17 protein-coding genes are annotated in these 19,724 nt (G+C 49.0%); 8 read left to right on the top strand and 9 right to left on the bottom strand.

All coding sequences use genetic code 11. The annotated features are described in order from the left end of the window. Window positions 1-35: 35 nt before the first annotated feature. The 3 genes from ACX9GV_RS08960 to yeaG form a co-directional block, all read right to left on the bottom strand. Window positions 36-593: a 3'-5' exonuclease gene (locus ACX9GV_RS08960; RefSeq protein ID WP_473197796.1), complete on the bottom strand. Its 558-nt coding sequence runs from the start codon at window positions 591-593 to the stop codon at window positions 36-38. Window positions 594-748: 155 nt separating this feature from the next. Next, window positions 749-2,020 (bottom strand): YeaH/YhbH family protein, encoded by a 1,272-nt coding sequence (locus ACX9GV_RS08955; RefSeq protein WP_473197795.1) that lies wholly within the window; start codon window positions 2,018-2,020, stop codon window positions 749-751. 139 nt (window positions 2,021-2,159) lie between these two features. Further along, window positions 2,160-4,094 (bottom strand): protein kinase YeaG, encoded by a 1,935-nt coding sequence (gene yeaG / locus ACX9GV_RS08950; RefSeq protein ID WP_473197794.1) that lies wholly within the window; start codon window positions 4,092-4,094, stop codon window positions 2,160-2,162. A 447-nt stretch (window positions 4,095-4,541) separates the two neighbouring features. On the opposite strand from yeaG, the gene ACX9GV_RS08945 reads away from it, so the two are divergent. Further along, window positions 4,542-5,291, top strand: a complete 750-nt coding sequence (locus ACX9GV_RS08945; protein WP_473197793.1) for a MipA/OmpV family protein — start codon at window positions 4,542-4,544, stop codon at window positions 5,289-5,291. Window positions 5,292-5,458: 167 nt separating this feature from the next. Here the strand turns inward: ACX9GV_RS08945 and ACX9GV_RS08940 are convergent, their stop codons facing one another. Together ACX9GV_RS08940 and gapA are read right to left on the bottom strand one after the other, a co-directional pair. After that, window positions 5,459-6,334: a D-hexose-6-phosphate mutarotase gene (locus tag ACX9GV_RS08940; RefSeq protein ID WP_473197792.1), complete on the bottom strand. Its 876-nt coding sequence runs from the start codon at window positions 6,332-6,334 to the stop codon at window positions 5,459-5,461. Between the two features lie 207 nt (window positions 6,335-6,541). Continuing rightward, entirely contained in the window at window positions 6,542-7,537 is a 996-nt protein-coding gene (gene gapA / locus ACX9GV_RS08935; RefSeq protein ID WP_023490155.1) for a glyceraldehyde-3-phosphate dehydrogenase, read from the bottom strand. Window positions 7,538-7,883: 346 nt separating this feature from the next. Between gapA and msrB the strand changes: the two genes are divergently transcribed. Together msrB and ACX9GV_RS08925 are read left to right on the top strand one after the other, a co-directional pair. Next, on the top strand, window positions 7,884-8,285 hold the full coding sequence (gene msrB / locus ACX9GV_RS08930; protein ID WP_473197791.1) for a peptide-methionine (R)-S-oxide reductase MsrB: 402 nt from the start codon (window positions 7,884-7,886) through the stop codon (window positions 8,283-8,285). A gap of 128 nt (window positions 8,286-8,413) precedes the next feature. Further along, window positions 8,414-8,686, top strand: coding sequence for a YeaC family protein (locus ACX9GV_RS08925; RefSeq protein WP_473197790.1), 273 nt, complete (start codon window positions 8,414-8,416; stop codon window positions 8,684-8,686). Window positions 8,687-8,774: 88 nt separating this feature from the next. On the opposite strand, the gene pncA is transcribed toward ACX9GV_RS08925, so the two are convergent. From pncA to sppA, 3 genes are all read right to left on the bottom strand, one after another. After that, window positions 8,775-9,407: a bifunctional nicotinamidase/pyrazinamidase gene (gene pncA / locus ACX9GV_RS08920; RefSeq protein ID WP_023490158.1), complete on the bottom strand. Its 633-nt coding sequence runs from the start codon at window positions 9,405-9,407 to the stop codon at window positions 8,775-8,777. Window positions 9,408-9,424: 17 nt separating this feature from the next. Beyond that, window positions 9,425-10,441: an asparaginase gene (gene ansA, locus ACX9GV_RS08915; protein ID WP_473197789.1), complete on the bottom strand. Its 1,017-nt coding sequence runs from the start codon at window positions 10,439-10,441 to the stop codon at window positions 9,425-9,427. Between the two features lie 120 nt (window positions 10,442-10,561). Continuing rightward, window positions 10,562-12,415: a signal peptide peptidase SppA gene (gene sppA, locus ACX9GV_RS08910; RefSeq protein WP_473197788.1), complete on the bottom strand. Its 1,854-nt coding sequence runs from the start codon at window positions 12,413-12,415 to the stop codon at window positions 10,562-10,564. Between the two features lie 167 nt (window positions 12,416-12,582). Here sppA and ACX9GV_RS08905 point away from each other — a divergent pair, with 167 nt between their 5' ends. From ACX9GV_RS08905 to ACX9GV_RS08885, 5 genes are all read left to right on the top strand, one after another. Beyond that, window positions 12,583-13,134, top strand: coding sequence for an NAD(P)H nitroreductase (locus ACX9GV_RS08905; protein ID WP_473197787.1), 552 nt, complete (start codon window positions 12,583-12,585; stop codon window positions 13,132-13,134). Window positions 13,135-13,383: 249 nt separating this feature from the next. Beyond that, window positions 13,384-14,433: a selenide, water dikinase SelD gene (selD, locus tag ACX9GV_RS08900; protein ID WP_473197786.1), complete on the top strand. Its 1,050-nt coding sequence runs from the start codon at window positions 13,384-13,386 to the stop codon at window positions 14,431-14,433. Continuing rightward, on the top strand, window positions 14,427-15,545 hold the full coding sequence (mnmH, locus tag ACX9GV_RS08895) for a tRNA 2-selenouridine(34) synthase MnmH (protein WP_473197785.1): 1,119 nt from the start codon (window positions 14,427-14,429) through the stop codon (window positions 15,543-15,545). Before selD ends, mnmH begins: the two co-directional genes overlap by 7 nt. Then, window positions 15,545-17,470, top strand: coding sequence for a DNA topoisomerase III (locus ACX9GV_RS08890; protein WP_473197784.1), 1,926 nt, complete (start codon window positions 15,545-15,547; stop codon window positions 17,468-17,470). The genes mnmH and ACX9GV_RS08890 overlap by 1 nt, the downstream gene beginning before the upstream one ends. A 183-nt stretch (window positions 17,471-17,653) precedes the next feature. Further along, window positions 17,654-18,301, top strand: coding sequence for a riboflavin synthase subunit alpha (locus ACX9GV_RS08885; RefSeq protein ID WP_473197783.1), 648 nt, complete (start codon window positions 17,654-17,656; stop codon window positions 18,299-18,301). A 128-nt stretch (window positions 18,302-18,429) separates the two neighbouring features. Here ACX9GV_RS08885 and punC read toward each other — a convergent pair whose 3' ends face one another. Continuing rightward, window positions 18,430-19,635: a purine nucleoside transporter PunC gene (gene punC, locus ACX9GV_RS08880; protein WP_473197782.1), complete on the bottom strand. Its 1,206-nt coding sequence runs from the start codon at window positions 19,633-19,635 to the stop codon at window positions 18,430-18,432. Window positions 19,636-19,724: the final 89 nt, after the last annotated feature.

The following is a 19,724-nucleotide window of genomic DNA, read 5'->3' as shown; positions in this document are numbered from 1 at the left end:
CGGGATAATGCGCTTATCTAAGACCGGTCCGTTTTCTACAATACGGTCTTGCGATAATAAAGTGCGGAGATGGCATCAGCCACATAACGTGCCTGATGTTTGGCATCATCCAACGCCCGGTGCGGCGTGCCTTCAAAGGCTCGCTGTTTTTTGGGGTTGAAGCCATTTAACTCGGCTAAGGTTATAATGGTGCGGACATCTTGTGTATCCCAGAATTTCCACGGGCAGGGCATGCCCAGTTGTTTGAAAGCATGTTCCAAAATAACGCAATCAAACTCTTTACCGTTGCCCCACACTTTCACGGTATCCGTACTGTTTATATGAATAAAGCGACTCAGGCCGGTTAATACGCGTTTCAGGCTTTCTGTGCCGCCAAAAGCTAATTTGCGTGCCTCATCTGATTGTTTTGCCCACCAAGCGACGATTTCCAGACTGATGGTTCGCTCGGGTTGCTCTTGCTGACAGTTGACCGCAACATCAAATTCTGCGCCTAGTTCGCCAGTTTTGGGGTCAAAGAACACGGCGGCAACCGCCAGGATCACTGCGCTGGGGGTGATATCCAGGGTTTCAATATCTAACATCAGGTGGTGCATGCGGGTTTCCTCGGCGTGGTATTGTGCTGATGGTACACCATTATCAATAAACAGGCAGGGGAGAGTTGCTCGGAGCTCGGGCGTGTATAGCTTGCCGTTTAATAAAAAAGGGCACACAGCCAGTCAGTTGACTGGCTGTGTTGGTCGTCATAACACTATACGGTTTGCTTCTGGAACAGCTCCCTGAATACAGGGTAAATATCCTCCGGCTCACGAATTGGCTGCATGGCGAAGTTTTTAAAGGTTGCTTGTAAATGTTCATACTCCCGCCACAGGGTCTGATGAGCACGACGGGTGATTTCGATATAACAATAGTAACGCACCATCGGCAACGTATTTTTTGCCAACAACTCGTAACACAGAGGCGAATCATCAGCCCAGTTATCGCCATCTGAAGCTTGAGCGGCATAAATATTCCATTGAGCAGGGTCGTAGCGCTCTTCTATCACCTCGTTCATTAACTTCAGTGCACTGGAAACGATAGTGCCGCCAGTTTCCTGAGAATAGAAGAACTCTTGCTCGTCCACTTCTTTGGCCTGCGTATGGTGGCGAATGTATACCACCTCGACATTTTTATAGGTTCTGCTGAGGAAGAGATACAGCAGAATATAAAAACGTTTGGCCATATCTTTGGTTGGCTGATCCATTGAACCAGAGACATCCATCAGGCAGAACATCACCGCCTGACTGGAAGGTTCAGGGCGGCGCTCATAGTTTTTATAGCGTAGGTCAAAAGTATCAATAAATGGCACACTTTCAATTTTTTTACGTAGCTCAGCAATCTCCTTACGCAGGCGTTCCTCTTCCAGTAATTGAGCAGGTTCGCTGTTTTCCAAAAGGCTGAGACTATTTTCCAGTTCATGCAGAGTACGCCGTTTACCTGCCGTCATAGCAGTACGCCGTGCCAATGAGTTTTGCAACGAGCGCACCACACTGATATTGGCAGGCACGCCGTTTGCTGTGTAACCGGCCCGATGGGTTTTGAACTCGGTAAGCTGCTTATACTGATTCTTCTTCAGATTAGGCAACGCCAAGTCTTCAAACAGTAAATCGAGATATTCATCTTTGGAGATTTGGAACACAAATTCATCCTGGCCTTCACCATTCTGACTGGCATCCCCTTGGCCACTTCCACCGCCGCCACCGCCACCTTGGGAGCGCTCGATACGGTCATTTTGCACAAAATGGTCGTTGCCTGGATGAACACGCTGACGTTTACCGCCAGAGCCTTGATGAAACATGGGTTCGCTGATATCGCCGCTAGGAATCGACACGGATTCCCCACTGTCTACGTCGGTGACCGAACGTTTATTGATGGCTTCAGCTATCGACTGTTTGATTTGCGACTTATAGCGACGCAAGAAGCGCTGGCGGTTCACCATGCTCTTGTTTTTGCCATTTAACCGTCGATCAATGAAATAGGCCATACATCCCCCAAACAACGTTGCCCGGCAAGCCATAAAGCATATACCCACGATCATTCAAGCTTGGCGTAATGACTCGCCCCTCCTTGGGCGCACGCGGTCACTTGAAACCACCGAGGTATATGACGTCATGTAGCTTACATCATGAAGATTTTCTGACCCGCAGATACCATTCGCACAGCAGGCGAACCTGTTTACGGGTGTAGCCTTTCTCCATCATACGGTCGACAAAATCATCATGTTTTTTCTGCTCATCCGTTGAGGTTTTGGCATTGAAGGAAATAACGGGCAGTAACTCCTCCGTATTCGAGAACATTTTTTTCTCGATGACGGTGCGCAACTTCTCGTAACTGGTCCAATTAGGATTGCGGCCGCTGTTATTGGCACGAGCCCGCAGGACAAAATTAACGATTTCGTTGCGGAAATCTTTTGGATTACTGATACCGGCTGGTTTTTCAATTTTCTCCAGTTCGGCGTTTAAAGACTCGCGATCAAACAGTTGACCGGTATCGGGATCACGGTATTCCTGATCCTGGATCCAGAAATCGGCATAGGTCACGTAGCGATCAAAAATGTTTTGACCATATTCCGAGTAGGATTCCAGATAAGCTGTCTGGATCTCTTTACCGATAAACTCGGCATACTTCGGTATCAGGTAGCCTTTCAGGTGCTCCAGATATTTTTCTGCCTGTTCTTGCGGGAATTGTTCACGTTCTATTTGTCGCTCAAGCACGTAGAACAAATGTACCGGGTTTGCAGCCACCTCGGCATGATCAAAGTTGAAGACCCGAGACAGTATCTTGAAGGCAAAACGGGTTGAAAGACCATTCATGCCCTCATCAACCCCAGCATAGTCACGATACTCTTGATATGACTTGGCTTTGGGGTCGGTGTCTTTCAGGCTTTCACCGTCGTAGACACGCATCTTTGAGTGAATACTGGAGTTTTCTGGCTCTTTAAGACGTGACAATACGGTAAAGCGTGCCAGTGTCTCTAACGTACCAGGGGCACAAGGGGCATGGGTTAGCTCACTGTGGTCCAACAGTTTGTCGTAGATTTTGATCTCTTCGGACACCCGCAGGCAGTAAGGCACCTTGACGATATAAACCCGGTCAAGGAAGGCCTCATTGTTTTTGTTGTTGCGGAAAGTGACCCATTCTGACTCGTTAGAGTGCGCCAGAATAATGCCGCTGAATGGCAGGGCAGAGATCCCCTCAGTACCGTTGTAGTTACCTTCCTGAGTGGCGGTCAGCAGAGGGTGCAGCACTTTGATCGGTGCCTTGAACATCTCGACAAATTCCATAATACCTTGGTTGGCACGACACAAGGCACCGGAATAGCCGTAGGCATCTGGATCGTTCTGGGCATAGTTCTCCAACTTGCGGATATCTACTTTACCTACCAAGGCAGAGATATCCTGGTTATTCTCATCACCGGGTTCAGTTTTGGCGATAGCTATCTGTTCCAGAATGGATGGACGAACCTTCACTACTTTGAATTTAGTGATGTCACCACCGAATTCATGCAGACGTTTGGCTGCCCATGGCGACATAATGCTGCCAAGATAACGCCGGGGAATATTGTATTCCTGCTCCAGAATAGTGGCGTCTTCCTGTGGGTTGAACAGGCATAATGGGTGATCGTTTACCGGGCTACGTTCACCATTAGCACTCAGCGTGTAAATAGGGACACGTTGCATCAAGTCTTTTAGCCGTTCAGCAAGGGATGATTTACCACCACCTACTGGGCCCAACAGATAAAGGATCTGTTTCTTCTCTTCGAGTCCTTGCGCGGCGTGTTTCAAGTAAGAAACTATCTGCTCGATAGCTTCCTCCATGCCGTAGAATTCCTCGAATGCAGGATAACGTGCGATGACCCGGTTGGAAAACAGGCGTGACATGCGCGATTCAAGCGCGGTATCCACCATGACTGGTTCACCGATAGCCATCAACAGCCGTTCTGCTGCATTGGCATATGCACTGCGATCTTGCCGGCAAATGGTAAGAAATTCCTGCAGTGTGAACTCTTCGTCCTTGGCTGCTTCGTAGCGCTGACGATAGTGGTCAAATATGTTCATGGCGATGCCCGTCCTTTCGTTATTAGCACAGGTTAAAAAAGGAGCTGGTGTTTATATTGTGGCTCCTGAAAGTGGGAAGCATAACTGAGTACAGCAACTCGTATGCCAACATGATAGATTTATTATCGCGAGTTGCGCTTTATTCAACCGACCTCAGGATAAATCCACCTTCCGATATAAGTCTAGTTGCATACTGGAAAATTTCCTGCATCAATAAAATTTTTTTTAAGCCATATCAATGACTCACTTGCTGTTACTGCGGAGAGACTGGAAGGGCGGCGTAGAATAGACATGAAGTAGGGGCTAATTCAGCAGAATAAATGAGCGTTATCTGCTCATTTATTGACTTATAACTGTTTTTTATTGTAAATATCACACACGGAAACATATTTTCACATAAACTATTTACGTTATGACATTTACCTTTTTTATGTATGGGAAAACATCGTGAAAATACCTTCATTAAAATCATTAGCGATTATTGTTGCCGCGGTCACTTGTGCACACAATGCTCAGGCAGGAACTTGGTCACTGGGTGCTTCAGCATTGCTCACACCTGGCCCTTATCGTGGTTATCAGGACCGCGTCTATCCCGTTCCTATTATCAATTACGAAGGGGAAAACTTTCACTTCCGTTCATTGATGGCGGGTTATAACCTGTGGCGCGACCAGCAAAACCAGTTAAGTGTTATCGTACTCTATTCGCCGCTGAATTTTGACCCCGATGATAGTGATGACGATCGCATGAAGCAGTTGGATAAGCGCCGCAGTACCCTAATGGGCGGTATGGCTTATTCATATAATGCTGATTGGGGAACAATCCGCAGCACCTTGGTCGGTGATGTGTTGAATAACAGCAATGGCCTGATAGGCGATGTGGCTTATCTATACCGCTTCCAGACAGGTGACTGGCGTATTATCCCTGCGCTGGGGATGACCATGAATAGCTCAAACCAGAATAAATATTATTTTGGCGTTAATGGTAATGAGTCACGCCGTAGTGGTTTCAATACCTATACACCGAGCAGTAGTGTGTCACCTTATCTTGAACTGACCACCCAATATAAAATCAACACCAACTGGACTGGCTTCTTCACTGGGCGTTACACCAGTTTGGCCAGTGAAATTAAAGACAGCCCAATGGTGGATAAATCCTATTCCGGTTCGCTAATGACGGGGATTTCCTATAGTTTTTAATGGTGCTGTGCTCTTTTTTAGTGCGCTCTTGCACTAAAAAAGGGCGTTAAACAAGTAGGCTGCTTGGCTACCACTGAGATGCAGGTTACTGTACTGCGTGTTTTGCCATCCCCATAGAAAACCAGCAAGGCGAAAGCAATGGATAGCTTTCACCTCGGTTTATTAACTCAACGATTTTTGATGCTGCGGATTTTAACTGCCAAACGGGCAGGGTGTTCGTGGGTAACTAGCAAGGGCTTGGTGACACGAGCCGTTTCTACGCAGACCATGGTTTTATAACCGTCATTCGGCATATCGGCCATGCTGCAAGAGAGTTCAACCCCTGGGTTCCAAGCGACAACATCACTGATATGCTGGTGATTCACTTCAATTGTGCGCTGTAATACGGGGTCTTTAATCAGACTAGTGGCAGCTGGCTGGGTATAGATACGGTCTGTCCGACCGGTAAATTCCAGTTCACCCACCTGATGCGCTTCAATACCTTCTGCCACTTTATCAATAAAGTGTTCACCTAAACCGGCAACTTTAATCTTGTCAATATTTCCGATTTGGAAATAGGAATGGAGTGCGGCGGTAGCCTGATAGTCACCTTGCGACTCTAGCGCGATATCGCATTCGGTACCGAACTTAAAGTGAGCCGTCAGGCTAAAGGCATGTGGCCACAGTTTTCGGGTTTCTGCATTATCCTGCAATTTGAAGGTCAGGCTGACATTTTCTTGATCTTCATCATGGGCGACTAATTGCCAAGGGACATTACGGGCAAATCCGTGGGCCGGGTTATTGACTGGGCCAAACCATGGCCAACAGATGGGTACACCGCCACGGATAGCGACCCCAGCTTTGAAGGGGGTATTGTTACTTAACCAGATGACGGGCTGATCTCCATCGGGTTGCCAAGCCAGTAAATGTGCGCCTTGTAAGGTGATGGCGGCCCGAGTTTTAGGATGAGAAACCACTACGACGGGTAATTCATCCAATTGGCGCAGGCTAATAGAAGGGGATAATTGCTCGGTAACGGGCAGGGTGAAAATTTTTTCGTTCATGCTAAGGCCTCTATTCGGCGCAAAAACAGAGATATCTGTCGCCTAAACTGCTGCAAACTGTTGCCAGATTGCCCACTCATTTACAAGACGCAACTTAGATAAATGGTCAGATCGGGCTGTACAGTTGACGACACTGTGGTTGGTAAGAGGACAGGTACAAAAAGGGCGACACGAATGTCGCCCTTATAATCAACACCACATCTACGATTACTTGGAGATGTGAGCGATCAGATCCAGTACTTTGTTTGAGTAACCGGTTTCGTTATCGTACCAAGAAACCAGCTTCACAAAAGTGTCGCTCAGAGCGATACCGGCTTTAGCATCGAATACAGAAGTCAGTTTCTCACCATTAAAGTCAGTAGAGACCACTTCGTCTTCGGTATAGCCCAGAACGCCTTTCAGTTCGCCTTCAGAAGCGGCTTTGATAGCAGCACAGATTTCTTTGTAAGAAGCTGGTTTTGCCAGGCGAGCAGTCAGGTCAACCACAGACACGTTAGGAGTAGGAACGCGGAACGCCATACCTGTCAACTTGCCGTTCAATTCTGGGATAACTTTACCAACCGCTTTAGCTGCACCGGTAGAAGAAGGGATGATGTTCTGAGCCGCACCACGGCCGCCGCGCCAGTCTTTATGAGACGGACCATCAACAGTTTTCTGAGTTGCAGTTGTTGCGTGAACAGTAGTCATCAGTGCTTCAACGATGCCAAACTTGTCGTTGATCACTTTAGCCAGAGGGGCCAGGCAGTTGGTGGTGCAAGATGCGTTAGAAACGATTTCCTGACCCGCGTAAGCCTTATGGTTTACGCCCATAACGAACATTGGGGTATCATCTTTAGATGGCCCAGTCAGAACCACTTTTTTAGCGCCGGCAGCGATGTGCTTACGTGCAGTTTCGTCAGTCAGGAACAGGCCAGTTGCTTCAGCAACGACGTCAACATTGACTTCGTTCCACTTCAGGTTAGCCGGATCTCTTTCTGAGGTACAACGGATGGTTTTACCGTTAACAACCAGATGGCCGTCTTTAACTTCTACTGTACCGTTGAAACGGCCATGGGTAGAGTCATACTTCAGCATGTAAGCCATGTATTCTGCATCTAACAGATCGTTGATTGCAACGATCTCAATGTCAGAACGCTCTTGAGCAGCACGGAAAACAATGCGACCGATACGGCCAAAACCGTTGATACCTACTTTGATAGTCATATATTCCACCAGCTATTTGTTAGTGAATAAAAGGTTGGTTGTAGAATTACCAAAACCTTGCCAAGCGTCAAGCGGAATCGTGTCAATTGTTGCTGCAAATCAAAACCTAGTGCCTGTTTTGTTCGCTATTTGCACACACAATTTGCGCTTGGTCTCCGCTTGATATGGGGATAAATTATTAAGTATAAAGATAGTAAATACAATATGTGTGATAAAGATCACGTCTTGTCGCTACACACATCACATCCGCTACAGTCTAGGTTAAAAACCCTCTTGGTGTTGTTGTTTTTTTGTTATTATTGAGTTTTGTTTTGGTTGGTGATGGTAAAGGGCGGAAATCGCACAAATGACTAAAAATCAATTGCGCACAGAGTTGAATGACATTCAACACTACGTGACGCAGCAACAGGGGACTGAAGCGCCTTTTTCGGGCAAATTGTTGCATAACCAGCGTGAGGGCATGTATCACTGTTTGTGCTGTCACGCGCCGCTGTTTTACTCCGCCAGCAAGTATGATCCAGGCTGCGGTTGGCCAAGCTTTTATCAGCCCGTTTCTGATGATGCCATTCGTTATCTTGATGATAATTCACACAATATGCAACGTGTAGAGATCCGCTGTGCCAGCTGCGATGCTCATTTGGGACATGTTTTCCCGGATGGTCCACAGCCAACGGGGGAACGCTACTGTGTCAACTCTGCCTCACTGAGTTTCACTGATGACAACAGTGGCGAGCAGACGCTGGGTTAACAGGTGATTCTCCGTCATAATTCGAGTAGACGGCGGGAATAGGTGGCAAGCGGGTCTCTATGTATTAAGAATTAACAAAATCGATTCAGCTAACTATCGGTTATTATCATCTAAAGGAAAACTGACTGATGGAAGTAAAAGACTTGATTGCTTGCATGACGCCGGAAATTTATCAGCGTTTGCGCCAGGCGGTAGAACTGGGTAAATGGCCCGATGGGGTCGCGCTGACAGCAGAACAGAAAGAAAACAGTCTGCAAGCGGTGATGCTCTGGCAATCAATGCACAATGTTGAAGCACAACATATGAGTATTGGCACTGATGGGCAGATTGTGATGAAAAGTAAACAGGAACTGAAGCAGCAGTTTATGGCAGAGCCGCTGGTAAAATTGAAACCACAGTAGCAAGCGAACCTCCCCGAGGTTGTTAGTGCTAGCGGGCAACCCACCGGGGAGAGTGAAGGGGATAGTGCAGGAAATAGTGCAGGGGATATTAGCGGTTGATAAATTGTGACAGCGTCACCAATTTTGCCCCCGCTTGCTGCATTTCCGCTAAAGCACGTTGGCTATCTTCGGGCTGCAAATTGACACCACGGCAGCCATCAATAATCACCTGAGTTTGATAACCCAGGCTCAATGCATCTAATACGCTGAATTTTACGCAGTAATCAGTGGCCAATCCCATCACTGCAAGTTGGGTAACACCGTGTGTTTTCAACCAACTATCCAAAAGGGTTGAGGTGCGGTGGCCGTTATCAAAGAAAGCACTGTAGCTATCAATGTTGGGATCTTCCCCTTTACGAAACACCGCTGCGATTTGTTGGCGCTGAAGCTGAGGGTGCAGTGCGGCCCCCGAGCTATGCTGGACGCAGTGCACTGGCCACCAGACCTGTGGCAAACCTTCAAGTTCACCCAAGGTGCCCACGGGTGCGTTAGCGTGAATGGCAAAGCTGCGATGATTAGCCGGATGCCAGTCCTGGCTGGCAATAACCGGTTCGTTGCGCGCACCACAAGCGTCAATCGCCTGATTGGCGATGGCAATGGTGGCATCACCTTCGGCTACCGCTAACGCGCCACCAGGGCAAAAGTCATTTTGTAAATCGATTAATAACAAGGCGGACTTCATCTCAGCTCCAATAGGGGTTAATCTGCCACGCTCAGTTCACCACGTAGATCCTGCTGCATCAGTTTGCGGATCTCCTCGGGTGTCAAGGGTTGGCTCAGCAGGTAATGCAGCTTGGTTAATGCTGCCTCCACGGTCATATCAAACCCGCTAACAACGCCTGCATGGGCCAGCGCATTACCGGTAGCATATCCCCCCATATTGACTCTACCTGAAATACATTGGGTCAGATTCACTACCACAGTGCCACGTGCTGAGGCATCGCGTAGTTCATCCAACAATTCGGCTTTTTGTGGGGCATTGCCCACACCATAGCAGCGCAGAATTAGTGCTTTTACCGGTTGTAGCAGAAAATTACGTACCACCGCAGCAGAAATACCCGGATAGATAGTGACTACGCCGATCGGCTGTGGCGTGATGTTATGTACCACCAGTTCCCCACGGCAAACCGGGGATGGGATGCCTGTCTGACGGCGGATGTGGATCCCGGCTTCCAGTAACGGGGGCAGATTAGGTGAGGCAAAGGCATCAAAACCATCGGCATGGGCCTTGGTGGTACGGTTGCCGCGAAACAACTTATTATTGAAAAACAAACTTACTTCATTGACTGGATAATTGGCCGCCAAGTAGAGCGAATTCAATAGGTTGGTTTGACCATCAGAACGCAATTCAGCCAAAGGGATTTGTGACCCTGTCACAATCACCGGTTTGGCCAGATTCTCCAACATAAAAGAGAGCGCAGAGGCGGTATAGGCCATGGTGTCAGTGCCATGCAGGATCACAAAGCCATCGTATTGATCATAATTCTTTTTAATATCGTCAGCGATGTGCTGCCAATCTTCTGGCGTCATATCGGAAGAGTCAATCAATGGCACATATTCATGAATGGTGAAGTTTGGCATCTCTGGCCGATGGAATTCTGGCATCAGTGACAGTTGGTGCTGTAGATGCCCGGATACTGGAATATAACCCTGCGTCGAGCGCTGCATACCGATAGTGCCGCCTGTGTAGGCGACGTAGATGGATTTTTTTTGCATGGTAAGGCTCATATGACCTGCTAATAGAGCAAATTATAGGGAGATGGTAACAAAAAAAAGCCCGACGACTTTGTCGGGCTAGAGATTTATCGCCATGCTGAATAAGCCTAGGGATAACAGCTAGCGAACTTCACCGCAGGTCAGGCAGATAGCATAACGATGTTGCGGGTCATTAAGGTTGTTGAATAGGCCAGGCTGCTCCGCCGCAGCTTTTGCCAGCGAGTTCAATGGTGCTGGCAGCATTGATTGAATCATGGTTGGCAGCATGGCGTGAATAGAGACATTAAACTGGCTAAGCAGGATATCCGCCAGACTTGGGTTATCAACAAACCAACTGAGTTGCCAGTGGGTCAGTTTAGCTAACTCCGCCGCTTTTTTCACTGCATCATCAAAGTCACCCAGTTGGTCCACCAGGCCATTTTTCCTGGCATCACTACCCAGCCAGACGTGGCCCTGAGCAACTTGATCGACCTGTTCTGGGGTCATCTTGCGAGAGTCAGCCACCAGCGTGATGAACTTCTTGTAACCATTCTCGATGTTCTGTTGCATCATTTGCGAGAACTCAGCGGGTAGTGCCTTGGTGACGGCGATATCCGCCAATGGAGACGTCGCCACGCCATCAGTATTGACACCGATACTATCGAGGGTGTTCTCAAAGGTATTGATCACGCCAAAAATGCCGATAGAACCAGTGAGAGTGCTCGGGCTAGCAATAATATAATCTGCGGGTGCGGAGACCCAATACCCCCCAGAAGCCGCCATTCCACCCATAGAAACCACCACCGGCTTGCCAATAGCGCGAATGGCCACCAATTCTGAACGAATCACTTCTGAAGCACTGACGCTGCCACCTGGGCTATTGACGCGCAGTATCACGGCTTTGATGTTGGGATCGAGACGGGCTTGGCGTAATTGTTCTGCGGTGGTATCGCTACCAACATTACCCGCCGTTTGTGGGCCATCCATGATTGGGCCATTAACAAAAACCACGGCGATCTCTTCCCCCAGTTCAGCGGGGGATTGAGGTTGGTAATCGTAGATACTGACGGAATTGAAGTTATTATTGGTTTTATTCCAACCAAAGGTTTTCACCAATTGATTTTCAATGACGGGGCGGGAAGCGAGCTCATCCACCAGTTTGCTGTTCAAGGCAAACTGTGCAGTATCTCCCCCTGCGGCTTTGAGGCCGTTGATGATATCGGCAGCACCAGGGAACAGTTGGTCTGGGGTCAGTTGACGATTGGCCGCTACCGTATCCAGGTAGTTTTGCCATAATCCGCCAATCCAGCGGCTATCTGCCTCACGAGCCTCTGGCGACATATCGTTACGAATCAGCGGTTCTACGGCAGATTTATAGGTCCCCACGCGGAAAATGTTGGTGGTAACCTTCACTTTTTCCAATAACGCTTTGTAATACAGGTTATTGGTGGCAAAGCCATGCAGGTCTACGGCACCAAGTGGTGATAGATAAATCTTGCTGGCGTAGCTGGCGAGGTAATATTGTGTCTGGTTGTAGCTATCACCTATGGCATAGATCGGTTTACCGCTATCGCGGAATTCGCGCAGGGCTTTGCCGATATATTGCAACGAGGGTTGGTCGGCACCGACAAAGTCATTTAATTGCAACACCATTCCGGTGATGTTCTTATCGTCCTTCGCTTTGCGAAGGGTATCCACCAAATCAAACAGCGAGTTTTCTTGCTGACGATTACTGGATGTACCCAGTAGTTCACGCCCTAATAGACGGAAGCGGTTATTGACGGCTGGGCTATCAACCACAGTGCCTTTCAGATCAACCAATAGTGCCCCGCGGGGGATTTCCATTGAGACATTATTCTGAAAGGTGAGATAAATACCCACGCCAATCAGGATCAGAAAAATCAGGAACAAGTTGAGGATCAACTCCCTGACAAAATTGATTAGATGCCAGGTCCATCTGAAAATACCGGCAATAAATCGCCACAATGTGCGCATGTGCTCTCCAAAATAGGGTGGTATACGCCGCTATCGTAATGAGTGGTTAAACAAATGTCAGCTTTAACTTTTTAATTCGCTGGTTAAAGAGAGTATTGCAGAAACTGTCACTCTTTGTTGGGCTATGCTAACGTGCGTGAAATAAAAATTGTTATTAGGAATGAATCATGGACGCACTGGAACTGTTACTCAACCGCCGTTCGGCATCGCGCCTGGTAGCACCTGCACCTGAAGGTGAAGTGCGTCAGAATATCATCAATGCAGGCTTACGGGCTCCAGACCATGGTGCACTGCAACCCTGGCGTTTTGTGCTGATTGAGAACCAGGGATTAGTGCGTTTCAGTGAACTATTGCAGCGCGCGGCCCAACAGGACCAACTGGGTGAAAGTGCGGTCGAGAAAGCCAAGCAGATCCCTTCCCGTGCACCGTTGATCATTACGGTGATTGCCCATTGCAGCGATAACCCGAAGGTCCCCCACTGGGAACAGGTGGTGTCAGCAGGTTGTGCGGTGCAGGCGATGCAGATGGCGGCATTGGCACAGGGCTTCAATGGCATCTGGCGTACTGGCGTCTGGACGGCAAATGCGTTGGTGCGTGAAGCCTTCGCCTGCCGTGAGCAGGATGAAATTGTTGGCTTCCTTTATTTGGGTACACCACAGTTGAAGGCCCCGGCAAAAGTAGTCGCGCCGGATAGCACGACTTTTGTCAGTTACTTCTGAACCATCTGTGATCAAGCAGGTGCAAAGTGGCCCATCATGGTGTCGCTTTGCACTATTTATGAGCATTCGCACGCATTATGCCAACCACCGCTTATCAATCCCTTCGCCAAGCGCTACCCTATAGCGCATTGATTCAAGCTACAGGGTATCTACCTTTCGGACCTTTCTGTACCCACCTCTGCAGTTTGAATGACGATGGGAATAACCCGTTATGATATCCTGACGCGCATTACTCAGAGGGAGTGGATTATGACATTGCCAGCGATTCGTTTAACCCAGTACAGCCATGGTGCTGGCTGTGGCTGCAAAATCTCACCGAAAGTACTTGAGACGATATTGCACAGCGAACAGGAAAAGTTTGTTGACCCTAATTTATTGGTGGGGAATGAAACCCGTGATGATGCGGCCGTTTATGACATTGGTAATGGTGTCGGCATTATCAGCACCACTGATTTTTTTATGCCTATTGTCGATGATCCGTTTGATTTTGGTCGCATTGCCGCGGCCAATGCCATTAGTGATGTCTACGCGATGGGGGGGAAACCCTTGATGGCGATTGCCATTCTAGGCTGGCCGATTGCCACATTACCCGCAGAGGTGGCGCAACAGGTAATTGATGGTGGGCGATACGCTTGCCAGCAGGCCGGTATCGCGTTGGCTGGGGGGCACTCGATTGATGCACCCGAGCCCATTTTTGGCCTGGCTGTTACGGGTATTGTCAGTACCGAACGGGTAAAGAAAAATAGCGCAGCACAAGCGGGAGCTAAGCTGTTCTTAACCAAACCGTTGGGTATCGGTGTGTTGACCACCGCAGAGAAGAAAAGCAAATTGCGCCCAGAGCATGAAGGGTTGGCCACCCAAGTGATGTGCCAATTAAATAAGCCTGGGGCTGAATTTGCTGACGTTGCCGGTGTCACGGCAATGACTGACGTGACCGGTTTTGGTTTGCTTGGGCACTTAAGTGAGATGTGTCAAGGCTCAGGCTTGCAAGCGACACTGTGGTTCGATCAGGTACCCCGGCTACCCGAGGTAGAATCCTATATTAAACAAGGTTGCGTACCGGGTGGGACGCAACGCAATTATGAAAGCTACGGCCATCTGATTGGTACCATGACTGAGCTGCAACGCCAATTGTTGTGTGACCCACAAACCTCTGGCGGGTTGTTACTGGCGGTACTGCCGCAAGCGGAGGCTGACGTGCAGGCGATTGCGGCACGCCATGGTATTGCCATCAACGCCATAGGTGAATTGCATGCCGCACGCCCTGGTAAACCATTGATTGAGGTTATCGAGTGCTAACGCAGCAGTTACGGGGTGACACGAAAGATTATCAGCGCATTTTCTTAGAGGATGTTCCGCTTATTGATGTACGTGCACCCATCGAGTTTCGGCAAGGTGCATTCCCGTTGACAGTCAACTTGCCACTGATGGATGACCGCGAACGCCAAATAGTGGGGACCTGTTATAAACAACAGGGGCAACAGGCGGCGATTGCTTTAGGGCACAGCCTGGTCAATGGTGAGTTACGGGCGCAGCGGACTCGTGCCTGGATTGAACAGGTCGCACAACAGCCAAGCGGTTATCTCTACTGTTTCCGTGGTGGATTGCGCTCTCAACTGGTACAGCAGTGGCTACATGAGGCCGGGGTCGATTATCCGCGGATTATTGGTGGTTACAAAGCGCTGCGCCATTTTCTACTGGAGACACTCGAATCGGCGATGACCTTGCCGATGGTGATCGTTGGCGGCAATACCGGTTGTGGTAAAACGCTGCTGATTAATGAAATGGCGGCCGGTATTGACCTGGAAAATCTAGCCCATCACCGTGGTTCATCTTTTGGCCGAACCTTGACCAAACAACCTAGCCAGATTGATTTTGAAAATCAATTGGCGGTGCAGATGCTGAAAAAACAGCATGGTGGCTGTCGCAAGTGGATAGTGGAAGATGAAAGCCGGACGATTGGTTCTGATAGCCTGCCGTTGAGTTTATTCAATGCCATGCAGCAAGCACCGGTGGTGGTGATTGATGATCCATTTGACGTGCGCGTGGCAAGGCTGCAGGAAGAGTATATTGACCGGATGCGAGCCGATTTCGAACAGACCTACGGTGAACAGGAGGGTTGGCAGCAATATGATGAGTATTTGCATCACGGCTTGTTTGCCATTCGACGCCGTTTGGGGTTGGAACTCTTCCAGCAGTTAACACAAAGGTTGGAAGAAGCGCTGCAATTACAACGGGCCACCGATAACAGTGATGCTCACCAGCAGTGGTTGGTGCCATTGTTACAACACTACTATGATCCGATGTATTGCTATCAATTGGAAAAGAAAAACCAGCGCGTGATTTTCCGTGGAAACTATGCGCAGGTGAAAGAATTTTTAATGGCCTATAGCCAGAATAACGGTGAGTAATGCGACTGTTTATAGCCGAGAAACCGAGTTTGGCCCGTGCCATTGCTGATATATTGCCGAAGCCCCATCGCCGTGGGGATGGGTTCATTGCCTGTGGCAGTCATGACGTGGTGACTTGGTGTGTCGGGCACTTGCTGGAACAGGCTCAACCCGATGTTTACGATAATCGTTATGCCCGTTGGTCATTGGCTGACTTGCCAATTATCCCGCAAAAATGGTTGTTACAGCCGCGCCCCTCGGTGAGCAAGCAACTGAATGCCATCCAGCGTCTACTGGGCGAGGCCGATGAAGTGATCCATGCCGGTGACCCTGACAGAGAGGGGCAACTGCTGGTGGATGAAGTGTTGGATTACTTGGCACTGCCGGTGGAAAAGCGGCAGAACGTGCGCCGTTGTCTGATTAACGATCTTAACCCTCAAGCGGTCGAACGGGCGGTTGAACGCCTTCGCGATAACCGTGATTTTATTCCCTTGTGTGTTTCTGCGTTAGCCCGTGCGCGTGCTGATTGGCTGTATGGTATCAATATGACGCGTGCTTATACCTTGCTGGGGCGTAATGCCGGCTATGATGGCGTGTTATCCGTGGGGCGGGTGCAAACACCAGTATTGGGATTGGTAGTGCGCCGTGACGAAGAAATTGAAGACTTTGTGTCGAAAGATTTCTTCGAAGTGAAAGCGCACATAGTGACGCCAAAAGAGGAGCGATTTGTTGCTTTATGGCAGCCCAGCGAGTCTTGTGAACCTTATCAGGATGAAGAGGGCCGTTTACTGCACCGGCCTTTGGCAGAGCATGTGGTCAAACGTATTGAAGGCCAGCCTGCCCAAGTCACTTCATATAATGACAAGCGTGAATCGGATACTGCGCCATTGCCCTTTTCCCTGTCTACGTTACAAATAGAGGCTGCCAAACGTTATAACCTCAGTGCTCAGCAAGTATTGGATATCTGCCAACGGTTGTATGAAACGCATAAACTGATTACCTATCCCCGTTCTGATTGCCGTTATTTACCGGAGGAGCATTTTGTCGGGCGGCATGCGGTATTGAATGCCATCAGTGCCCATCAACCTGACCTTTACCCGCAGCCGGTGATTGACAGCGAACGCCGTAACCGCTGCTGGGATGATAAAAAGGTCGATGCGCATCACGCCATCATTCCCACGGCACGGGGTGGTAAAGTTAACCTGAGCCAAGACGAACTGAATGTTTATACGCTAATAGCCCGGCAATATTTGATGCAGTTTTGCCCGGATGCCTTGTTCCGCAAGTGCGTTATTGAGTTGGATATTGCGGGTGGCAAATTTATTGCCAAGGCACGTTTTCTGGCGGAAGCGGGCTGGCGAACCCTATTGGGTAGCAAAGAGCGTGATGAGGAAAATGAAGGGGCACCATTGCCAGTGGTGGCTAAAGGGGATGAGTTGCTGTGTGAACGCGGTGAAGTGGTTGAACGGCAGACGCAACCCCCCAGACCGTTCACTGATGCCAGTTTGCTTTCTGCCATGACGGGGATTGCTCGTTTTGTGCAAGATAAAGCGCTGAAAAAAATATTGCGAGAGACCGATGGCTTGGGCACCGAGGCAACGCGGGCAGGGATCATCGAGCTGTTATTTAAGCGTGCGTTTCTTTACAAGAAAGGGCGCTATATTCATTCAAGCCCCACCGGGCGTGCCTTGATCCACTCATTACCGGATATGGCAGCGCGTCCTGATATGACGGCCCAATGGGAAGCAACACTCACCCAAATCAGTGAAAAATCCTGCCGTTATCAGGATTTTATGCAACCGCTGGAAGCCACCTTGCAGGAATTGATCTATCAGGCCAAGCAGAGCCGCGCCAGTGTCGCGTTTCGTGGCTTGCCGAGCTCGCCACCGACAGAGGGTAAAAAACAGAAAAAAAGCCCCCGCAAAGTGGCAAAAAAAGCGGAGTAAATCGCCAGCGAATAGCGCTACTGATTTGATGGTGTGCATCTCCGATTTATTCAGATGCCGCCATACTCTATCGCTTGATTGAACAGGCGCTAGAAACAGGATTTTTTTGCTTCAGTAGTTTGGTTTTCACTGCTAACTGGGGCAAACTGCTTACAGCACATTGAGTTCAGAAAAGAGGCCAACATGTTTACCGGTATCGTACAGGGCACCGCAGCGCTGGTTGCCATTGATGAAAAACCTAATTTTCGCACCCATACAATTGAAATGCCCGCTGAACTGTTGCCAGGGCTCGAGCTAGGCGCTTCGGTGGCGCATAATGGTTGTTGCTTGACGGTAACCGCCATTAACGGTAACCAAGTGACGTTTGATTTGATCAAAGAAACGTTACGCTTGACCAATCTTGGTGATCTCAAACTTGGCGTTAAGGTTAACGTCGAAAGGGCGGCCAAATTCAATGATGAGATTGGTGGTCACCTAATGTCCGGGCATATTATTTGCACCGCTGAAGTTGCCAAGATTTTCACCTCGGAAAATAACCGTCAAGTATGGTTACGGATGCCAACACATGATTTGATGAAATATGTGCTGCATAAAGGCTATATCGGCATTGATGGTATTAGCCTGACCATTGGTGAGGTGGTTAATAACCGCTTTTGCGTACACTTAATCCCGGAAACCCTTGAGCGTACCACGTTGGGCAAGCGACGCCTTGGCGATAAAGTGAATATCGAGATCGACCCGCAGACCCAGGCCGTGGTTGATACCGTTGAGCGGGTACTTGCCAGCCGCGAAGCCGCTATGGCTGTAGCAGCGAATACAGTAGCCCAGTAAAAGCCTAAGAGTGATTAAAGCAGCCCTGGTTTGGCCGGGCTGCGACTATTCGACCTACAAAGTGTTTGGTGCCTTTGACACTAAACACTTGCCGCCATAGCTTATCGCGCTCGGCAAAAGTCATATCATCATGAGACTGAGTCTGCACTTTCTTGTTGTAAACGCCGCTGTTTTTCATTGACGCCATAAAGTTGGATCGCATAGCCCAAAGCGACCAAAAATACCGTAGTGAGCATGATGGTGACGGTTGCTACCAACGGTTGGCTAATAAATGCCGAGACCAGCAAACTGGAAACAAAACATAGCCCCAATTGGATGGTATTTTGCAATGCGGCGGCTTTACCACTGCTTTCAGGGAACGGCATGAGCGCATTACTGACCAGAATAGGGTAGCTGGCACCGTTAACTAAGGCCATAAAGCAGAATGGGATCAGCAGAGTGGTTAACGTCGGTTCCGTTAATGTTGCCAGTAAATATAAAGCCAAGATACTGAAGCCATAGGCGAGCAGCAGCCAAGGCAACAAGAGATTACCGGAAATACGACTCAAGGCACTGCGGCAACTGTATCCACCCAGCAAAAAAGCCAGAGTCTGTGGAACATAGCTCAGGCCAATATCATTTGGGCTATACCCCATATCACCAAGAATAAATGGTGAGCCAGTCAGCCAAGCAAAAAAGCTGGCGGAACAGGCAGCAAAAATCATCACGTTGCCGCTAAATCGCGGGGATTTTAAAATCTGATAGAAACTGCTGCCGGGTTGTTTGTCAGTAGAGGGTACCAACCGGCTGTGATCGTTCAGTAATAGGGTAGGAATAAGCAATAATAATGTGATGGAAAGTAATACAATAAAGATGGCGCGCCAGCCCATATGATTAAGTAACCAGGCACCGCAGAGTGGTGCTAATGCAGGGGAGAGGGCGACCAGCGGCATGATAGCGGCAAAAACACGGTTGACCTTACCGTCGCGGTAGCGATCCACCACGATGGCTTGCCAGGTGACTGCTGCAGAACAGACCCCAATGGCTTGAAGAAAGCGCAGTGACCACAGTTGGACTGCGTTTTCCACCCATAACATACCCAGGCAACCGAAGGCGAATAGCACTAGGCCAACCAAGAGCACCGGTTTACGCCCCAGGCGATCTGACAAGGGCCCCCACAGCAGTTGAGCAAAGGCAAACCCGGCCAGGAAAATACTCAAACTGGCACTGATGGCCCCAGGGGAAATCTGCAACTCCTGTTGCATAGCACCAAATGCCGGCAGATACATGTCGGTAGCCAGGTACCCCAACATGCTTAGGCCAGCAAGATAAAACATAAATCCAAAATTTCGCATGGTATTTCTCGTTAAAATTATGTTACGCAGATTTTTTTAGCGGCGGCAAGTGTATACGGCTGGATCTCTAGTTGTGAAACGGTATTATT

Source organism: Serratia sp. 25CWL12, assembly GCF_055790885.1.
The sequence above is the reverse complement of the archived record's forward strand: the minus strand, read 5'-3'. Positions and strand labels throughout refer to the sequence as shown.

What these genes read in the sequence shown, in the direction of transcription:
- gapA (WP_023490155.1), bottom strand. Translation starts at nt 7,537, where the DNA reads ATGACTATCAAAGTAGGTATCAACGGTTTTGGCCGTATCGGTCGCATT.
- punC (WP_473197782.1), bottom strand. Translation starts at nt 19,635, where the DNA reads ATGCGAAATTTTGGATTTATGTTTTATCTTGCTGGCCTAAGCATGTTG.
- ACX9GV_RS08905 (WP_473197787.1), top strand. Translation starts at nt 12,583, where the DNA reads ATGGACGCACTGGAACTGTTACTCAACCGCCGTTCGGCATCGCGCCTG.
- ACX9GV_RS08885 (WP_473197783.1), top strand. Translation starts at nt 17,654, where the DNA reads ATGTTTACCGGTATCGTACAGGGCACCGCAGCGCTGGTTGCCATTGAT.
- selD (WP_473197786.1), top strand. Translation starts at nt 13,384, where the DNA reads ATGACATTGCCAGCGATTCGTTTAACCCAGTACAGCCATGGTGCTGGC.
- msrB (WP_473197791.1), top strand. Translation starts at nt 7,884, where the DNA reads ATGACTAAAAATCAATTGCGCACAGAGTTGAATGACATTCAACACTAC.
- ACX9GV_RS08925 (WP_473197790.1), top strand. Translation starts at nt 8,414, where the DNA reads ATGGAAGTAAAAGACTTGATTGCTTGCATGACGCCGGAAATTTATCAG.
- ACX9GV_RS08960 (WP_473197796.1), bottom strand. Translation starts at nt 593, where the DNA reads ATGCACCACCTGATGTTAGATATTGAAACCCTGGATATCACCCCCAGC.
- sppA (WP_473197788.1), bottom strand. Translation starts at nt 12,415, where the DNA reads ATGCGCACATTGTGGCGATTTATTGCCGGTATTTTCAGATGGACCTGG.
- ansA (WP_473197789.1), bottom strand. Translation starts at nt 10,441, where the DNA reads ATGCAAAAAAAATCCATCTACGTCGCCTACACAGGCGGCACTATCGGT.
- pncA (WP_023490158.1), bottom strand. Translation starts at nt 9,407, where the DNA reads ATGAAGTCCGCCTTGTTATTAATCGATTTACAAAATGACTTTTGCCCT.
- yeaG (WP_473197794.1), bottom strand. Translation starts at nt 4,094, where the DNA reads ATGAACATATTTGACCACTATCGTCAGCGCTACGAAGCAGCCAAGGAC.
- ACX9GV_RS08890 (WP_473197784.1), top strand. Translation starts at nt 15,545, where the DNA reads ATGCGACTGTTTATAGCCGAGAAACCGAGTTTGGCCCGTGCCATTGCT.
- ACX9GV_RS08940 (WP_473197792.1), bottom strand. Translation starts at nt 6,334, where the DNA reads ATGAACGAAAAAATTTTCACCCTGCCCGTTACCGAGCAATTATCCCCT.
- ACX9GV_RS08955 (WP_473197795.1), bottom strand. Translation starts at nt 2,020, where the DNA reads ATGGCCTATTTCATTGATCGACGGTTAAATGGCAAAAACAAGAGCATG.